The following is a 17534-nucleotide window of genomic DNA, read 5'->3' on the forward strand; positions in this document are numbered from 1 at the left end:
ATGACATTTTTGTTAGATACTCATGCCTTTTTGTGGTATTTAACTGGCGATCCTAATCTAGGCAGTAAAGCGAAAGAAGTAATTGATACTAAAACCGATTTGTATTTTAGTATTGCCAGCCTTTGGGAAATATCAATTAAAATTAATATCGGTAAGCTTCAACTCAATCGACCCTTTGAAGATTTATCAAAGGAATTGCAATATCTTAATGTTCAAATTCTACCAATTACAGTTAAAGATACCGAGTTTTATGCAAATCTGCCCCTACATCACCGAGATCCTTTTGATCGCATCCTCGTAGCACAGGCGATGAATCATTCCCTTATTTTAATTAGTCGTGATCCAGCTTTTGATAATTATCTAATTCAGAGGTTGTGGTTATAAGGTCATGAAACTGAACATGACTAGCATCAGGGAAAAGATCAGCCAGAAGTTTCACTCTAAAACCTCCCAAGGTTCGGCAACAGAAATGATTAAATCTCCTAATATTTTACCACTTCCTTTCATAGCCCCAAAAGCGGAGCGTGAATGTTGGCTGTTGGCAGGATAGATAATTACTAATGGTTTTCCTTTATGAATAACAGTTAGGGGGGTTTTGGTACGTTCGACCTCTATTAATAGAGTTTGGAAGGTTTGAGGTAATTCAGTCGTGGTAATTTGTGTCATTTTTTAAGGGTTCATATTATTTTTTTGAGATTTAACAATCATAAATAACCCAATAATTCCTAAGCCAACGACCATTCCCGGTTCAGGAACACTAGCCGTATTATTTAAGGGATTATTGGGTTTATTTAACTGTTCTTTCCCCGTTTCAATCTTACGATTAAATCGATCAGCAGAAGCTTCTGCGGCTTTTAGAGCTTGACGTTGTTCATCATTAACTAAAACAATCATTGAAGAATAAGGGGTAACAATATTATAGGTTTTGGCGATCGCATGAATCCCATCTAATTCTGTTAATTGTTGATCCGAGGTTTTCTGACTTAATCCCCGAACTAATAATCGTGCGACGATAGGTTCAAACCCCTGAGAATTTGTAGGTTTTTCTGTGGTTTTTTCCATGAACCACTCATAACCATCTGCTACCGTTAAAACGGTCGGCTTGGGTTGGGGTGAACTGACTAATTTCTGGGTTAATTGTTCAGTGGTTGCGATGCGTTTCATTACCTCAGAAATATCAGTAGAAACGCCACCACCACTGGTTTGAATCATCTTTAAGGTTCCATCTTCATAAGCCGGAGCAAGGGAGCCTAAATGGACAATCCACAGGGGAACAGAAATCTGAGGAACCCTTGTTTTATCTTCTGATAGTTCATAACTTCCTTCATCGCTAATTAATATAATCCCGTCATAGGGTTTATTTCCCTTCAACTCCATAAATTGACGTAACATTTCCTTAATTTGCAGGGTTCCATAAAAGGCTTTTTGATTCACCTGAAACTGATGCAAATCATCAATTAATTGGGGTTGATTTCCTTCCGTTGCGGTTACATATAAATCCGCTTGATTATTTGGAAGAACATTAGTTTTAAACCAGTCTAAGCTTTTAGCTAATTCCTGTTGATGGTTTCCCATACTTCGAGAAGTATCCAGAATAATTGCAAATTGTTTCCCTTGGGGTAAACTATAATCTTTTTCAGTTAAAGGTTGAGCGGTAATTTTGTAGCCTTCTAAACTAACTTGATGGGATTGAATTGACGCTTTAGAAGCGGGTAAACTTGCCTCTAACCAATTCTTGTCAAACCCTCTAATTCTTTTTTGATTGCGAATGCGTTGGGTGCTTTTTGTCCAGAAAATATTGCGTTTTTCACCCACTTTAGGTAAGGGCCATTGATTCCCTTGACCCATGACTTTATAGGTTAACCAAAGATGCAATTCTGTAGGAAGACTCGAATTATTTATATTCCAAGAAGTTGATTTAGCAGGAATCGGAAAAGCGCGCAGTCGATAATGTTGGGTTCCGACTTGTTCTAATAATGCTGGGTCAACAGGACGTTCCCGTTTGACTTGGGAATTATACACTTTTTGAGCCGCACCTCTGGGGGAAACGGTAAAGGGAAAACGAGTCGCTTTATTATTCGTATCTCCTAACCAAAGACCTGTAATTACGGCTGTTTCGGGTAAGGAAAAGGAGTAAAAAATTTCTTCTACATCGTTGGTTTGATTTTGATATACTTCATGGATTTCTACCTCTCCCCAGTCTCCCTTTTCTTGAACCGTAACGTCTTGTTTTGCTAACCAAACTTTCTTCTGATTAATATTCAATAACCCTGCTTTCGCTTCATCTAAAATAGCAGTAGATTTGAGTGCGTGTTGAATCGCAAGCCGTTCTCCTTTTTGAATGGAAGTATCAAAAAAATCAGCATAGAGTTTTTCGGCTTTCTCCGCATCTTTATCTAAATCTCCTTGATAGAGAAAGGGGGACATCACTTGATTATAACTATTCTGAATGGTATCTAAGAGAGGTTGAGGCAGGTTAAAAACATCTTTGTATATTCTCTCAATAGAATTACTATCTTTGACGGCTCCTAAATAACGATAGGCGGATAGATAGGCATTAATTAATCCTTTACGGATGGGTTGAGATTCGGCTAATAATTCTTGTTTTTGTTGATCAGTTTGGGGAATTGTTTCTAACTTTTGAAAGGCTAAAACTTGCGGTTGATGGATAAAATTTATAAATAAAATTATCCAAAGGGTTAGGGTTCCTAATATAATTTGGGTAGTACGAATACGACCATATTGAGTAGCAAAGTTGCGTATAATTCGTTGTCCTGAATGAATATAAAGGGCAACAAAAGCGGAAGGCATTCCTAAAAATAGGGTGGCTGTTCCTGTCAATAGAATTGTCACTATAGAAAAAGATAATAAGAAATCATGAGTTAAAGATTCCCACAGAAAAGTTAACCATTGCAATGAAAAGAACTGGCGCAGGAGAATAACAGCAAGGGGAACAGCATAATAGAAGAGGAAAATTCCCACATATAACCCGACTAATAACATTAAGCTATGGATAACCAGTTGGATTCCTGATAAAAATCGATGAGTTTTATTCTGCTTATTTCCTAAATATCCCCATAATAATTCTACGAAAAAAGCAGAAATACAAATCAGAATTGTACTTAAAACTAAACGGCTGGCTGGAGTGAGTTCTCGGAAAATAAATAATCGTACCAAACAAAAGAGAAACAGGGGTGCTTCTACACCATAAAATAATCGGATTAACTCAATAGGTCGTTGACGAAAATATCGTGAGCCTATAGCGGTACAAACGGTGGGAATTGCAATTAAAGCGAGAATAGTGAGGGTAAATTCTAGTTCAATTTCCCCGGTAAAGGTTGCTACCACTAAGAAAATCGCCAGAAAAGGTAAAATCCAAAGATAAACAACACCTAGGAAGGTTGCATTCCAAACCCAAAAAATTACTTTGAATAGGGAATGTAGGGTTTTCGTTAGATTCATATCACTCCATCAACGCCTTTAGGAAGATAAAAGTTAAACAGAAAATTTTGGGCCTAACTTCATTTTCTAGTTTAACCATCTACAGTTGAGCTATCAGTGATTACTGAATTTCCGAGGCAGAACTTTACAATTTGTTACTCAACCCAATTACTCAATTCAAAAATAAAAATATTAGATTTAAACATAAAAAAAGCCCAAGCCACAAAAAAGCTTGAGCTTTCTTTCTTTTAGGGGATGAAATCTAGGAACTGATGGGGTTCAATCTGAATCGAAATAACCAGTCCAAGAGTTGTTTAGTAGCGACGACCACCACGACCACCACCACCACTACGACCACCACCACCAAAGGAACCATTACCACCCCCTGCATTTTCACGGGGTTTGGCTTTATTCACTTTCATGCTCCGACCCATCCATTCCGCGCCATCGAGTTCATCAATGGCGGTTGCTTCTTCCGCTTCCGTTTCCATTTCTACAAAAGCAAAGCCACGTACCTTACCAGTTTCACGGTCTTTAGGAAGCTGAACCCGTTTAACAGAACCATATTCTGCAAACACGCTGGTTAGATCGTCTTGGGTGACTTCGTAGGAAAGATTGCCGACATAAATAGACATGGGTTATCTCCAAAATCAAGACAGTGCAGAGGTTGGAATTTCGGAGAGAAGCCTGTCCAAACCAAACGGGAAATGCCCATCAAGACTACAAACAAAAGCTACAACCGAATTTTACTCTCACTGATTACTCTAGCACAACCTGTTAAAAAACAGATCCGAATTAATGTTGCGTTAAATCACTCACTTAGTAGCGACGGGAATAATTTTGTTTATTTCCCCAACTCCCTCTGGCGGGTTTCCGTTCTTCACGGGGTCGAGCTTTATTCACTTTCAGAACTCGACTCATCCACTCAGCACCATCAAGTTCATTAATGGCTTTAGTTTCTTCATCATCAGTCATCATTTCAACAAAGCCAAATCCCCGTTTTTTCCGAGTTTCCCGGTCAACAGGGATTTGAACTTCTTTCACAGAACCATACTCAGTAAAAACTTCTCTGAGATCGTCTTCTGTGACGTCGTAAGACAAATTACCTACATAGATCGTCATTACTTACCTTTTCAGTCAAAAATCAAGGGTGTGCGGAGATTGGAATTCGGAGGGACGCGGGCAGAACTTACACATAGAGAGCAAAATTGTTCCTGATGCCATCGCAAACTAGGCTACCGATATCTAATCTTTTTAAGATAATAACATTTTTTTCCCAAAAAACTATATCTATCTTTTGATAGACTTAAATTTTTTTATAATAATTCTCATATACAGCGATTGTATCTTGTTTTTGTTACATTGTTACAGATTGTAAAGAAAAATTTCAGTATTTATTATGATGCGGTTGCAATGAATCCCACATTCCGCAGATATTTAAGCCAATTGGATTTTCAATTAAATTGTTCTAAATAAAAGCCCAAATGATTGCCATGTAATGATTTGGGCTATTTTTAATATAGAATAATAATTGGAGTAACTGAACAAATAAAAAGATGAAAAACCCCCTAGAAGCGATGGAAATCGTAAATTTAGACCATTTAGGAATAGTGGCAGGGATAATAGATGAGATGGAATTAGTAGAAGAAGTGAATAAAAAAGTGGGATTAAGAGCAAAAGAAGCAGTAAGCCCAGGACAGGTAATGAAAGCAATGATTTTGAATGGATTAGGGTTTTTGAGCGCGCCGTTGTACCTATTCGAGAACTTTTTCATCGGGAAGGCAACAGAGCATTTAATAGGGGAAGGAGTAACAGCAGAGCAACTAAATGATGACCGAATTGGAAGAGCATTAGATAAATATTATGAAGTAGGAACAACAAAGTTATTCACAGCAATAGCCCTAAAAGCTGCTCAAAAATTTCAAGTAGAAAGGGAGAACGTACACCTAGATAGTAGTTCGATATCAGTAGAGGGAGAATACAAAAGTAAGGAAGAAGAAAATCAGGAAGAAGAAGAAGAAATGAAAGCGATAAAAATAGTGCATGGATACTCAAGAGATAAAAGACCAGATCTGAAGCAATTTATAATAGATATGGTGGTAAGTGGAGATGGAGATGTGCCATTATATCTAAAAATAGATGATGGAAATGCCGATGATAAAAGTGTATTTGTAGAAAGACTAAAAGAATTTACTCATCAATGGACATTTGAAGGAATATGTGTAGCAGACAGTGCGTTATACACAGCAGAGAATATAGGAGCAATGACAGGAATGAAATGGATAACGAGAGTGCCATTTATTTTTTACAGCGAGTGTATTCGTGAAAAAACCAGAGAGAGTGGAAGTAATAGCGATGATAATGGGATTGTGCTTGTTAGTGTATAACCTAGCGCAAAGAAAATTGAGAAAACAATTAGAAGCAGCCCAAGAAGGGGTGAGAAATCAGGTCAAAAAATTAACGAATAAACCGACAATGCGGTGGATATTTCAAATGTTCCAAGCGGTACATTTAGTCAGGATAAATGGGGAGAAACAAGTGAGTAACTTAACCCAAGAACGTCAAGAAATATTGCAGCATCTAGGGAAATCTTGCTGTGAATACTATTTAATGATTTCTGGGGGATAAAGATTGAGAGAAAGGGGAAAATAGTTAAAAACAAATCTAAGTTATGAGTCAAGATGAGAACTCTTGGCTGGAACGAACTTGGTTATAAAATACAAATGTGTTAAAAAAAGAGGATTCTATTTCTATGAAAAAATAGCAATTATTTATGTTTAGTTAAAAACCGGTAAATACGCTATAAAATCTGATAGTAAAGCCTCGGAAGTTCAACGAAGAACTGTAAGGGTTTTCAATTTTTTAGAATTAGTGGAAAATTCGATGCCCATCTGCGGAATGTGGGATGAATCTTAAGAAAGAAAGCGGATTAAAAATTCTGTGGTTTTTAAACGATCTAACGGTTGAGAAATTAAATAACCCTGTCCATAATTGCATCCCAACTCTTTTAATTTTTCCAGTTGAATTGGGGTTTCAATTCCTTCAGCGACTACATCCATCCCTAGGCTATGAGCTAACATAATAATCGTGTGAATAATTTCTGTTCCTTCGGTTTCAGACTGGATTTTGCTCACAAAAGAACGATCAATTTTTAAAGTGCAGAGTGGAAAGTTATGGAGCCGACTTAAAGAAGAATATCCGGTTCCAAAATCATCAATACACAATTTTATTCCGAGTTCTTGAAGTTGTTGAAGTAAACTTTGTTCAAAGGTTAAAAATTCCAAAAAACACGTTTCAGTCACTTCTAGCTTTAATAGCCAATTTTTAAGCGGATAATTTTCAAGAATTTTTTTAAAATTTTCGATTAAATTAACTTGCCTTAAATCAACAGGAGAGAGATTAACACTCATACTCAACGGAGGTAAATCAGGAAATTGTTGGTTCCAGTAATTCATTTGCTGACAGGCTTCTTTTAAGACCCATAAATCAATGGCTTGAATTAATCCTGTTTCTTCAGCAATGGGGATAAATTCACTGGGACTAATCATATTTCTATGAGGATGATTCCAACGAATTAACGCTTCAAATCCAATCAATCGTCTTGTCTCTAAAGAAATAATCGGTTGATAATATAATAAAAATTCTTCTCGAATTAATGCTTCTCTTAAATGATTTTCTAGTTGCAACCGTTCCATGGCTGGAATTTGCATCGCACTGGTTAAAACTTGATAACATCCCTTCCCTAAACGCTTGGCATGATACATCGCAATATCCGCATCTCGAATCACCTCTTCTGGTTGAGAATATCCCATTGAACTAAGGGAAATCCCAATACTAACCCCTGTAAAAATCGGATTTTGATGAATATAAAAAGGATGTTTAAGCTGTTCAATAATTCGTTGAGCTACATCTGTTGCTTCATTGACATCTTTAATATTTTCTAATAAAATAATAAATTCATCTCCTCCGATTCGTGCAACAGTATCCTTAAATTTGACGATCGTTGTTAAACGGTGGGCAACACTTTTTAATAATTCATCTCCGACTAAATGACCCAAGCTATCATTAATGACTTTAAATCGGTCTAAATCTAAAAACAAAATTGCATATAAATAATGCTTTTTATGGTTTGTTTTTTGAATTAAATACTGGAGTCTATTTAACAGCCAGGTTCGATTTTTTAACCCAGTCAAACTATCATGAAACGCATCAAATTTGAGTTTTTCTTCCCGTTTTAATAATTCTGCTTGTGTTTTTTTTAAATGTTCTAAAGCTAAAGAAAGTTCTGCTGTTCGTTGATAGACTCGATCCTCTAATTCTTTATTAGAACTTTCAATCGCTGCTTTGGCTTGTTGCAATTCTGCCGTGCGTTCTTGCACTCGCACTTCTAATTTCTCAAAAGCAGCCTTTAACTGCATTGCCATGAGATTAAATGACCGAGCTAAAATTCCCAGTTCATCTGTGCGATTGAGTTCAATCTTTTGGTCTAATTCTCCTTGAGCGATCGCTTGACTAGCTTGACTTAATTGAATAATGGGAGCCGTAATCCAATGAGCCGTTATTATTCCCAGACCAGTAGCAATACCCAAAGCCAAAAAACACAGCAAAATCGTAATTTTTTGAGCCTCTGTAATCGGAGTCATAAAATCACTTTCAGGAACAACAACACAAATTAACCAATCAATTCCTTTTCCATCTAAATAGGGAAAAATTTGTGCAATGTATCGTTTATTATCCCATTTAAAATCCAAGAAAACCGCTCCTTGAATCTGCTGAAAACTCTGAACCTGATTTTGTAACTGTTTCGTAGTTTCTCGAATCCAAAACTCTTGACTTTCTATGGCTTTAATTCTTTGGAGTTGACCCTGTTTAACCCTAAAAGGATTACTCCTAGAAGAACTAGCAACCAACATCCCGGAACGCTCAATAATAAAACTTTGTCCAGATTGACCAATTTTCAACCCTCGCAGAACATCACTAATTTCTGATAAGGTTAAAGGTGTATCCAGGACTCCTAATAAACGGCCTTGTTGATTATAAATCGGTAAGACCGCATCAATGGCTAAGGTGCTGTGATCAAACCATAAATAAATCGGACTCCAAGTTGCTTTTTTCGCTTGAATAGCAGCTTGATACCAAGGGCGAGTGCGGGGATCATAATTAGGAAATATTCTTAAGAGTTGACCCGGTTTGCCATTAGAATTCAAAGCGTAGGTATAATACTGATTTTGAGTGAAAGCTTGAACAATTTCTAGCTGAAATTGCTGATTTTGACTTCTCTTGATTCCCAAATATTCTCCTTGCTCATTTCCCCAGGCGATATAATCCACAGAGGGAAAAGCATAGAATTGGTGAAGAAACCAAGGTTTAAAACGGGTTACATCTTTTAAGACGAATAATTTTTCACTCAGGACATTTTGATTCGTCTGATTGACAAGATGGGCTGCATTCAGATACGTTTTTAGGTTTAACTCAATGCGGGTACTAATTTCTTGATGCAACTGAATTACTAAATCGTTGACTGCTTTCTGTCCGTTTTTATAGGAAAAAAATCCTGTCATTCCGACTACAATAGAGATTTGTAACACAAACGGAATAACAAGCAATTGACGGAGTGGCAACTTCACAAGTGCTGATCTCCTTAAAAAGTAAAGCCTAATCAACGGATGACTCAATTCAAATCGCTGACATTGCATCAGTCATCGTTTCTGAACAATGAATCCTTTTGTAGAGCGCTTTGTTCCTAAATTTCAGCGCTTCTACAAACTGCAATTAAAATTTTGTCCACTCAAATCCAACACGGGGACGATTGATCTCTAATTCCCAACCCTCAACCAGTCCCGCTTCAACACTTGAAAATGCAACCGCCCGTTTAAAGGGAATCGGATCATAATCCGGGTTTTCCGGTTCGCTGGGGGGAGTGACTCGACTGGGGCTGGGATTAGCTGGGGGGCGACGGGATTCTAGGGAATCTTCAGAAACAGAAGTTGGAGTGCTGGCGCGGCGAGATCCTAAAGGAACCACTTTATTAGGGTTAGTGGCTGTGGGATCAGAATGTTGAGATTGAGTTTTGAATGGCATTTGCACCGGATAAATCCGTTGAGCCGTTAATTCTGCCCGTTTTTCTTTAAACCCTTCTTTTCGCTCAATCAGATTCATTCCTAAACGACCTTCAATAATGATTTGATCGCCTTGATGATATTTTTCATGAACTTCTTGGGCAAAATTTCCCCAAGCAATGACTCTTAAGGTGGAAGGAGGATCGACATCCCGCAGTGCTGGAAACTGAACTAACATTTCTGTTAGGGCGAGTTGACTATCAGAGGTATAACGTAGTTGCGGATCTTCAACAATCTCCGCCATCAAAATAATACTGTTCATAGGTTAAGCAACAAATTCCAGTACAAGGTTAAAAACTCCCTGGGAGTTGAGTTTTTTTGATCATGACATTTTTAGTCTAATCTTTAAACTCTTTTTCTGTTAATTTTGGATGTTAAACATCATCTGGGTGTTCCATCCCTTGGGATTGATTCACAAACTCATGGACTAAATTGCGATATTCTCGCAAGGTTGTATCAACCCAATCGCGATCAACACTATTGGCAAAAATGTGAACCAGAGGTTCTCCAGCATCGGGTAAAATCAACACCCAGTTATCATCTTGGTAATTAATTAATTTGACCCCATCAATTAATTCTAGGTTTTCTGGGGAATGAGTTTCAACTAAATGTCGCATCAATCCGCCTTTAATTGTCCAGGGACAACGCACGGTATACCGACGATGGACAACATGGGGTAAATCTGCCCGAACTTGGGTGAGCGATCGCTCTTGGGTCGTTAACATTTCTATAATTTTAGCAATAGAAAACATGGCATCAAACCCTGGATGCAGTTGGGGGAAAATAAACCCCATATCTCCACTTCCGCCTAAAACTACATTCGGGTTGCGGTGACAGGCTTCCATTAAAGCCGTCGGGTTGGCTTTGGTGCGAATGACTTTGGCATGATAACGGCGGGCTATTTGTTCAATGGCGGCGGAAGTATGAACTGGAACTACAACGGTACTGCGGGGATGGGAGGTTAAAACCATATTCACCATCAACGAGGTTAAGATTTCTCCCCGAATGGGACTTCCGGTTTCATCGACTAACATAAATTGTTCGCCGTTGGCATAGACTTGCGCCCCGAAATTAGCGCGTAAGGCTTCAACGACTCGCCCTAATTGATCGAGTAAATTTTCTCGTTCAGGAACCGATAAAGCGGTATGATTTAAGCTGGCATTTAAGACCACCGCATCACAGCCAAATTTGGCTAAAAGTTGCGGTAGAATTGCCCCAGAAACGGCATAAACATAATCAATAACAACTTTAGCATTACTGTAGCGTAACACTTCGGGATTGATATGTTTTCCAAAGCTGATACTATAAATATCGAGTAAATCAATCGTATAACTGACGTTACCAATTTCAGGAATTTGCGCCCGTCGTAAATCTTCTTTAAAATAAGCTCCTTCAATTTTCTTTTCTTTGGCTTTGGTAATATTAATTCCTTTATGATCTAAAAATTCAATTAATAGATAATCCGCCCGTTCGGGAGAAAGTCGGACGTGAATTCCCCCGGCAACTTTTAACGACGGAATGGCCGTGCGGGTAATCGGAATGGCAGTCGCATCTAAGTTAATAATATCGATGCCAACGGACATTAAACCCGCCACTAAGGAACGAGTCACCATGCGAGAAATCGGTCGTTGATCTCGCGAAACCGCCACCGTTGAACCGGGTTTTAAGGTTGATCCAAAAGCCGCCCCTAATTTAACCGCAAATTCCGGCGTAATATCAATATTGGCTAATCCTTGTACTCCCCGTTGACCAAATAAATTGCGTTGGGCGGTATTACCCCAAATTAAATTAATATTTAGGGTCGCGCCGGATTCGATTTTTTTACTGGGCCAGACTCGCACCCCTGGGCTAATTTGGGCTTCTTCTCCCACACTGGATAAGGAACCCACCACCGCCCCTTCGAGAACGTGGGCAAGACGGTCTACACGCGCTCCTCTAGCAATCACACAGGCTCGTAAATGGGCATCATCCCCAATAATCGCACCATTCCAAATAATCGGCCGTTTAATATTAGCATCGGCACCGATGGTAACATTATCCCCAATGACGGTTCCGGCTTCAATTTGTGCTCTAGCGCCAATCCGACAATTGCGACCAATCAAAACGGGGGTTTCAATTTGGGCTGTTTCATCAATATAAGTATTTTCTCCCACCCACAACCCCGGAAAGCGTTCCGGGTAGGGAATTTTAAGTTTTACTTTCCCCATTAAGACATCATAATGGGCTTCTCGATAGATATCTAAATGACCAATATCACACCAATAGTTATTGGCAATAAACCCATACATGGGTTCATCTTTTTCTAAGAGTAAGGGGAATAAATCTTGAGAAAAATCACATTCTTGATCGTAGGGAAGATATTCTAAAACTTCCGGTTCTAAGATATAGGTTCCTGTATTCACCGTATCGGAAAAAACTTCACTGGTGGCGGGTTTTTCTAAAAAGCGACGAATGCGCTGATTTTCATCAGTAATCACCACCCCAAATTCAATAGGATTCGGCATTCGGGTTAAAATCAAGGTGGCTTTTGATTGTTTGCGATGATGAAATTCAATAGCGGCGGTTAAATCAAAATCCGTAACACTATCTCCGCTAATCACTAAAAAGGTTTGATCTAAAAGTTCAGCAATATTTTTAACACAGCCTGCGGTTCCCAGGGGTTGATCTTCTTCGACAGCATAAGTAATTTGGACACCTAAATCACTGCCATCATGAAAATATTCGCGCATCACATCAGGAAGATAATGTAATGTGGCAACTATTTCTATAATATTGTGTTGTTTGAGTAAATTAATAATATGTTCAGCAATGGGACGATTCAGTATCGGTACCATCGGCTTAGGAAGATCGCACGTTAAGGGTCGCAGTCGTGTTCCTGATCCACCCGCCATTAGCACTGCTCGCATATATCCTCCTGATTGATTTAGGCTGATTAATGATCTAAATTTTCCTGATTTTCTCACCGTTAAGTTAAGGTGAATCCGATCAGTGTTGGGTTCCTTAAATCGGGGGTTACTGAAAATACATTACAATCGTTGAGAGCTAATTAACTCAAATTTTTAATCAAAAATACGACATCATTTTGGAGAGGCTTTCAACGAAATTAACTCTACAGCTTACCGATTTAAAGTTTGAATCGAAAGGCCTTAAAACTATTAGAATTAACAACCCACTCTTCATAGGATAGCAAATTTCTTATTTCCTGGCTCAAAATAATAGAAAGATTATCTATTGTAATCGTTAATTTTTATTAATCTCTTGGGGTTCTCCCCGGCTGAAGTCTCCCGCCTAGGCGTTAATCACTAGATGGGGCAAGGTTTTTTTCAAGCTGGAAATGGAGGAAACTGATGCAGGAGGGTTGAGGAGAGCAGTTACTCATCGGTTATAAATGACACTTCTCTCGAATCAACTGCTACAATAGATCACCATTAACTTCTGTTTAATCCTTCACAGCAAAATCTTTTGGGTATGAGTTCGATCATTAGCCTATTGCTACTTGTCATTTATGGAGGCGGAATCTGGAAGTTTTGGAGTGGGTTTGAAAAGACCAACTTCAACCGCAGTTTCCAGAATCGTCTGATCCTTTCATTATTCTGGCCTGTGTTAGTGTTCAATTCCTCCTATCGGAAAAACTTTACCAAAGCATTAAAAGGCTCAAAATAGAGATAAATCTATAATGAATGGCTAAATCTTCTAATCCATCCAATTTTTTTAATTTATCCGTAGGGTCTGACCCCTTGGAAACGGCACTGGCGACCGTTGCCCATCGTTTTAACCGAGAATATCAAGGGGGTGCATTTGATTTGCCCCCGGAAGTAGAAACCCTAGAAATTTTTCGCGATCGTATGGCGGGAACTTTAGCAGAAAAAATCACTTCCCCTTTTTGGGAAATTGCCAAACCTCACAAAAATCAACGCTGTTTAGATATTGGTTGTGGGGTTAGTTTTCTCATCTATCCTTGGCGAGATTGGGACGCTTTATTTTATGGGCAAGAAATTAGTACCGTTGCCAAAGATGCTTTAAATGTTCGAGGCCCCCAGTTAAATTCTAAACTGTTTAAAGGAGTAACCTTAGCACCGGGTCATCAATTGCAATATGAAGCTCATCAGTTTGATTTAGCGATCGCAACCGGATGGAGTTGTTACTATCCTCTGAGTTATTGGGAATTAGTCTTAAAAGAAGTTAAACGAGTGGTTAAACCCGGTGGCGATTTTGTGTTTGATGTGTTAATTCCCGACGCTGAATTATCAGAAGATTGGGCAATTTTAGAAACTTATTTAGGGACAGAAGTGTTTTTAGAACCCTTAGAAAATTGGGAAACCCTTATTAAATCAACAGGGGCTAAACTTTTAAAACGCAAACCCGGAACGTTATTTCAACTTTATAAAATCCGCTTTTAAACGGAATCATGATCATTGACCTGTTGTTAATTGGTGCATTGGGATTTCTAGGAAGTTTTGGACACTGTTTGGGAATGTGCGGCCCCTTAACCGTTGCCTTTTCCTTTTCCGATGAATCTTTACCGACTCGTAAAATTCCCTTTCAATTTTATCTGTTATTAAATTTAGGTCGAATTCTCAGTTATGCCTTGGTTGGGGCTCTCATTGGTGGAGTAGGTTCGGTCTTAATTGCCAGTGGGCAAATGGCAGGAATAGGCAGTTTTTTTCGCCAAGGAATTGCCATTTTAACCGGAATATTATTAATTATTTTAGGATTAGCTCAAATTAACCCCACAATCTTTCATCGCTTCCCGATTATTCATCCTTTATCTCCCCAAAATTTGCATCATCACCTGAGTAAACTCATGGTGAATGTTTCCTTACAAAAGCATTTTTTTACTCCCTTATTATTAGGATTAATTTGGGGCTTTATTCCCTGTGGCTTTCTCTATACCGCCCAAATTAAAGCCGCAGAAACAGGCAATATTGGCTGGGGAATATTAACGATGTTAGCCTTTGGTTTAGGAACCTTCCCAACGATGTTAGGGGTGGGATTATTAACCGGAAAATTCACCGCAGACCGTCGTAGTCAACTGTTTAGACTGGGGGGATGGATTACTTTATTAATCGGAATTTTAACCTTATTAAGAACCGGAAATCATGTTGATTATTCTGGTTATGGTTCCTTAATTTGTTTAATAGTTGCCTTAATTGCTCGTCCTATTAGTCGGTTATGGTCACAACCTTTAAAATATAGACGAGTGTTTGGAGTGAGTGCTTTTATCTTAGCCGTTGTTCATACGGTACAAATGTTAGATCATACCTTTCAATGGAATTTAACCGGGTTTGACTTTATGATTCCTCAACATCAAGGCGGAATTATAGCCGGAGGATTGGCTTTTTTATTAATGGTTCCTCTGGCGATTACCAGTTTTGATAAAATTCAAAATCAATTAGGTATTCTTTGGCGTAGAATTCATTTATTAGCGGTTCCAGCCTTTATTTTAGCGGTGATTCATACTCTCTTAATTGGGTCAAACTATTTAGGCGGATTTGAATTAACCCTAATGATTAAAATTAGAGTTGCATTGCTTCTATTGTTAAGTTTAGTGGTATTATTAATTCGCTATCAAACCGTTTGGTCATTCTTTGGGTTAAAAAAGTTATATGTTGCACCCCTTAAACAAAAATAAGTCCTTAAAATTATTATTAATTCTGGGAACATTATTCGCCTTCCCACCGCTACAAAAATCTCCCTATATTAACCCAGCAATCGCTCATGAAGTAGAAGTTTCTGGGGATGTAGCGGTAACATTTCACCTCGAACCCAATCATAATCCCCGTGTCGGACAAAAAGCAACGATATGGTTTGTTTTAACTCGTCGGGGAGGACAAATGATTCCTTTATCCCAATGTAATTGTCAATTGTCAATTTATCGAGAACCCAGAAAAGCCACTGATAAACCGTTAATTCAGCCTCAACTCAAAGCAATTTCCGCCGAAAAATATCAAGGTATTCCCGGAACCGAGGTGATCTTTCCCACAGTGGGAATTTATCAATTGGAATTAAAAGGAACTGCTAAAACTAACAATAGTTTTAAACCGTTTAAAGCTGATTATTCGGTTACGGTTCGATAAGTATCCAAACATCATTATTTACACATTTATAATTCCCTGTTCCTTAGTGCAACTTTGGGATCTTGATGAAGAACCAATTAGCAAAGTGGTTGCAGCCCGGATGCGACTGGTAAGGCGTAAATTAGCCAGCTATAGTGCTATATAACTGTGATTGCCCGATTGAAACGGTTCCTGGTCAAGGTTATCGATTTTTAACCCAAGTAACAGAAGTTCGTTAAAGCGTAATGGTTACGGTAAAGCACTAAGATTTTGGCATGAACGGTAGTTGAGCTTGTCGAAATGTTCTCGGTTCGCTGTTCTCGCTTCAAATCGTGCTATAACAGTGATCAACACCTATTCTGCGTACTGGATTCGTCTCACGCCTAAACTTTTTTGTTGGGCTGTCAGTAAGGAAAACTTATGATTTGAATTTGAAGTTATTAGACATCTCCATGTAAAGCGATCACAAGTTGATGCAACTTTAAGGATAGAGTGAAGTACATAAGATTTTGAATCTTAATAGATCTTGGTCTATAGAACTTACTGCGGGACAGCGACACCTTCCCGTCCTATTCGGAGAGTGCTCATCTCTGAACTTCCTGCTGACAGGTGTTCGTCTAAAACCTATGCTGTAGGGGTGAATCGCTGCATCCTTACTTTTTAAAACTCACTTATCACAATAATCAGTCTTCTTTAGAGAAGGCAGGAGGAGGTATTCGTGGATTTTTTTTCCTTGTTTGTAATGGACTTCATTAAGCAATTGCAGTCCCCCACACTCGGCTTTTTGATTGGTGGGATGATCATTGCTGCCCTTGGTAGCGAATTGGTAATTCCAGAGTCAATTTGTACGATCATCGTCTTCATGCTACTCACCAAAATCGGTCTGAGCGGTGGTATTGCGATCCGCAATTCCAACCTAACAGAGATGATTTTACCTGCACTATTTTCTGTAGCAGTCGGGATTCTGGTTGTATTCATCGCACGCTATACCTTAGCCAATCTGCCAAAGGTCAAAACCGTTGATGCAATTGCGACCGGGGGATTGTTTGGTGCGGTGAGTGGCTCTACCATGGCTGCCGCCCTGACACTACTGGAAGAAGAAAAAATCTCATACGAAGCATGGGCTGGCGCACTCTATCCCTTCATGGATATCCCCGCGCTCGTAACTGCAATTGTGGTGGCTAACATTTATCTCAACAAGAAAAAACGTAAGGTAGAAGAAGAGTCTCTCAGTAAGCAGGAGTATCTTAGCAAGCAAGAGTATCTCAGTAAGCAGCCCGTTGCGGCAGGTAATTATCCCGATCAGCCAGAATATCCTAGCAGTCGGCAAGAATATCTCAGCCAGCAGAAGGCCTCTCGGGATAATGGGGTTAAGATCTGGCCGATCATCGAGGAAAGCCTTCGGGGGCCAGCTTTATCAGCAATGTTGTTAGGCCTCGCTCTTGGACTGTTCACCCAGCCAGAAAGTGTCTATAAAAGCTTCTACGATCCCGCCTTTCGTGGCTTGCTTTCGATTTTGATGCTGGTCATGGGTATGGAAGCTTGGTCGAGAATTGGCGAACTGCGTAAGGTAGCCCAATGGTACGTTGTGTATAGTGTGGCTGCACCGTTTGTACATGGATTAATCGCCTTCGGTCTCGGCATGATTGCCCACTACGCCACCGGATTCAGCATGGGTGGTGTTGTCATCTTAGCTGTTATCGCTTCCTCTAGTTCAGACATCTCAGGCCCACCTACGCTGCGCGCCGGGATTCCATCAGCCAATCCCTCTGCTTACATTGGTGCTTCCACCGCCATCGGTACACCCGTTGCGATCGGCTTGTGTATTCCGTTCTTTATCGGGCTTGCCCAAGCGATCGGTGGCTAATCTCAGACGAGCTACGGTCTGTTGGTACTCCCTTGACCTGGCAGACCAAGC

At 39.3% G+C, this 17534-nt stretch carries 12 protein-coding genes and 1 pseudogene; 6 read left to right on the plus strand and 7 right to left on the minus strand.

The window, feature by feature from the left end:
• Window positions 1-384, plus strand: coding sequence for a type II toxin-antitoxin system VapC family toxin (locus NMK36_RS08000; protein WP_072720830.1), 384 nt, complete (start codon window positions 1-3; stop codon window positions 382-384).
• 51 nt (window positions 385-435) lie between these two features.
• On the opposite strand, the gene NMK36_RS08005 is transcribed toward NMK36_RS08000, so the two are convergent.
• The 4 genes from NMK36_RS08005 to NMK36_RS08020 form a co-directional block, all read right to left on the minus strand.
• Window positions 436-666, minus strand: coding sequence for a type II toxin-antitoxin system Phd/YefM family antitoxin (locus NMK36_RS08005; RefSeq protein WP_072720833.1), 231 nt, complete (start codon window positions 664-666; stop codon window positions 436-438).
• Window positions 667-669: 3 nt separating this feature from the next.
• A complete protein-coding gene (locus tag NMK36_RS08010; RefSeq protein WP_254173491.1) occupies window positions 670-3462 on the minus strand; it encodes a TIGR02921 family PEP-CTERM protein in 2793 nt (930 codons plus the stop codon).
• 293 nt (window positions 3463-3755) lie between these two features.
• Window positions 3756-4076, minus strand: a complete 321-nt coding sequence (locus tag NMK36_RS08015; RefSeq protein ID WP_254173492.1) for an RNA recognition motif domain-containing protein — start codon at window positions 4074-4076, stop codon at window positions 3756-3758.
• 184 nt (window positions 4077-4260) lie between these two features.
• The gene (locus NMK36_RS08020) at window positions 4261-4563 is read right to left on the minus strand and encodes an RNA recognition motif domain-containing protein (protein WP_072720839.1); all 303 of its coding nucleotides are present in this window, start codon (window positions 4561-4563) and stop codon (window positions 4261-4263) included.
• A 434-nt stretch (window positions 4564-4997) separates the two neighbouring features.
• Between NMK36_RS08020 and NMK36_RS08025 the strand changes: the two are divergent.
• Window positions 4998-6069 (plus strand): annotated as a pseudogene (locus tag NMK36_RS08025) (IS1634 family transposase).
• Between the two features lie 284 nt (window positions 6070-6353).
• On the opposite strand, the gene NMK36_RS08030 reads toward NMK36_RS08025, so the two are convergent.
• The 3 genes from NMK36_RS08030 to NMK36_RS08040 form a co-directional block, all read right to left on the minus strand.
• On the minus strand, window positions 6354-9068 hold the full coding sequence (locus NMK36_RS08030) for a bifunctional diguanylate cyclase/phosphodiesterase (protein WP_186440432.1): 2715 nt from the start codon (window positions 9066-9068) through the stop codon (window positions 6354-6356).
• A 145-nt stretch (window positions 9069-9213) separates the two neighbouring features.
• Window positions 9214-9822, minus strand: a complete 609-nt coding sequence (locus NMK36_RS08035; RefSeq protein ID WP_072720842.1) for a single-stranded DNA-binding protein — start codon at window positions 9820-9822, stop codon at window positions 9214-9216.
• A gap of 112 nt (window positions 9823-9934) precedes the next feature.
• Window positions 9935-12466, minus strand: a complete 2532-nt coding sequence (locus NMK36_RS08040) for a mannose-1-phosphate guanyltransferase (RefSeq protein ID WP_254173493.1) — start codon at window positions 12464-12466, stop codon at window positions 9935-9937.
• A gap of 774 nt (window positions 12467-13240) precedes the next feature.
• Between NMK36_RS08040 and NMK36_RS08050 the strand changes: the two genes are divergently transcribed.
• The 4 genes from NMK36_RS08050 (at window position 13241) to NMK36_RS08070 (ending at window position 17483) form a co-directional block, all read left to right on the plus strand.
• Window positions 13241-13960, plus strand: coding sequence for a class I SAM-dependent methyltransferase (locus NMK36_RS08050; protein ID WP_254173494.1), 720 nt, complete (start codon window positions 13241-13243; stop codon window positions 13958-13960).
• Window positions 13961-13968: 8 nt separating this feature from the next.
• Complete coding sequence (locus NMK36_RS08055; RefSeq protein WP_306341366.1) at window positions 13969-15192, plus strand: urease accessory protein UreH domain-containing protein; 1224 nt, start codon at window positions 13969-13971, stop codon at window positions 15190-15192.
• Window positions 15167-15637, plus strand: a complete 471-nt coding sequence (locus NMK36_RS08060) for a hypothetical protein (RefSeq protein WP_072720847.1) — start codon at window positions 15167-15169, stop codon at window positions 15635-15637. The genes NMK36_RS08055 and NMK36_RS08060 overlap by 26 nt, the downstream gene beginning before the upstream one ends.
• A gap of 697 nt (window positions 15638-16334) precedes the next feature.
• Entirely contained in the window at window positions 16335-17483 is a 1149-nt protein-coding gene (locus NMK36_RS08070; RefSeq protein WP_072720848.1) for a sodium-dependent bicarbonate transport family permease, read from the plus strand.
• Window positions 17484-17534: the final 51 nt, after the last annotated feature.

It is taken from the genome of Planktothrix pseudagardhii, from assembly GCF_904830925.1.
GTDB classification, from domain to species: domain Bacteria; phylum Cyanobacteriota; class Cyanobacteriia; order Cyanobacteriales; family Microcoleaceae; genus Planktothrix; species Planktothrix tepida.

Coding starts and splice junctions, on each gene's coding strand:
- NMK36_RS08000 (WP_072720830.1), top strand. CDS start 1: ATGACATTTTTGTTAGATACTCATGCCTTTTTGTGGTATTTAACTGGC.
- NMK36_RS08005 (WP_072720833.1), bottom strand. CDS start 666: ATGACACAAATTACCACGACTGAATTACCTCAAACCTTCCAAACTCTA.
- NMK36_RS08010 (WP_254173491.1), bottom strand. CDS start 3,462: ATGAATCTAACGAAAACCCTACATTCCCTATTCAAAGTAATTTTTTGG.
- NMK36_RS08015 (WP_254173492.1), bottom strand. CDS start 4,076: ATGTCTATTTATGTCGGCAATCTTTCCTACGAAGTCACCCAAGACGAT.
- NMK36_RS08020 (WP_072720839.1), bottom strand. CDS start 4,563: ATGACGATCTATGTAGGTAATTTGTCTTACGACGTCACAGAAGACGAT.
- NMK36_RS08035 (WP_072720842.1), bottom strand. CDS start 9,822: ATGAACAGTATTATTTTGATGGCGGAGATTGTTGAAGATCCGCAACTA.
- NMK36_RS08040 (WP_254173493.1), bottom strand. CDS start 12,466: ATGCGAGCAGTGCTAATGGCGGGTGGATCAGGAACACGACTGCGACCC.
- NMK36_RS08050 (WP_254173494.1), top strand. CDS start 13,241: ATGGCTAAATCTTCTAATCCATCCAATTTTTTTAATTTATCCGTAGGG.
- NMK36_RS08055 (WP_306341366.1), top strand. CDS start 13,969: ATGATCATTGACCTGTTGTTAATTGGTGCATTGGGATTTCTAGGAAGT.
- NMK36_RS08060 (WP_072720847.1), top strand. CDS start 15,167: ATGTTGCACCCCTTAAACAAAAATAAGTCCTTAAAATTATTATTAATT.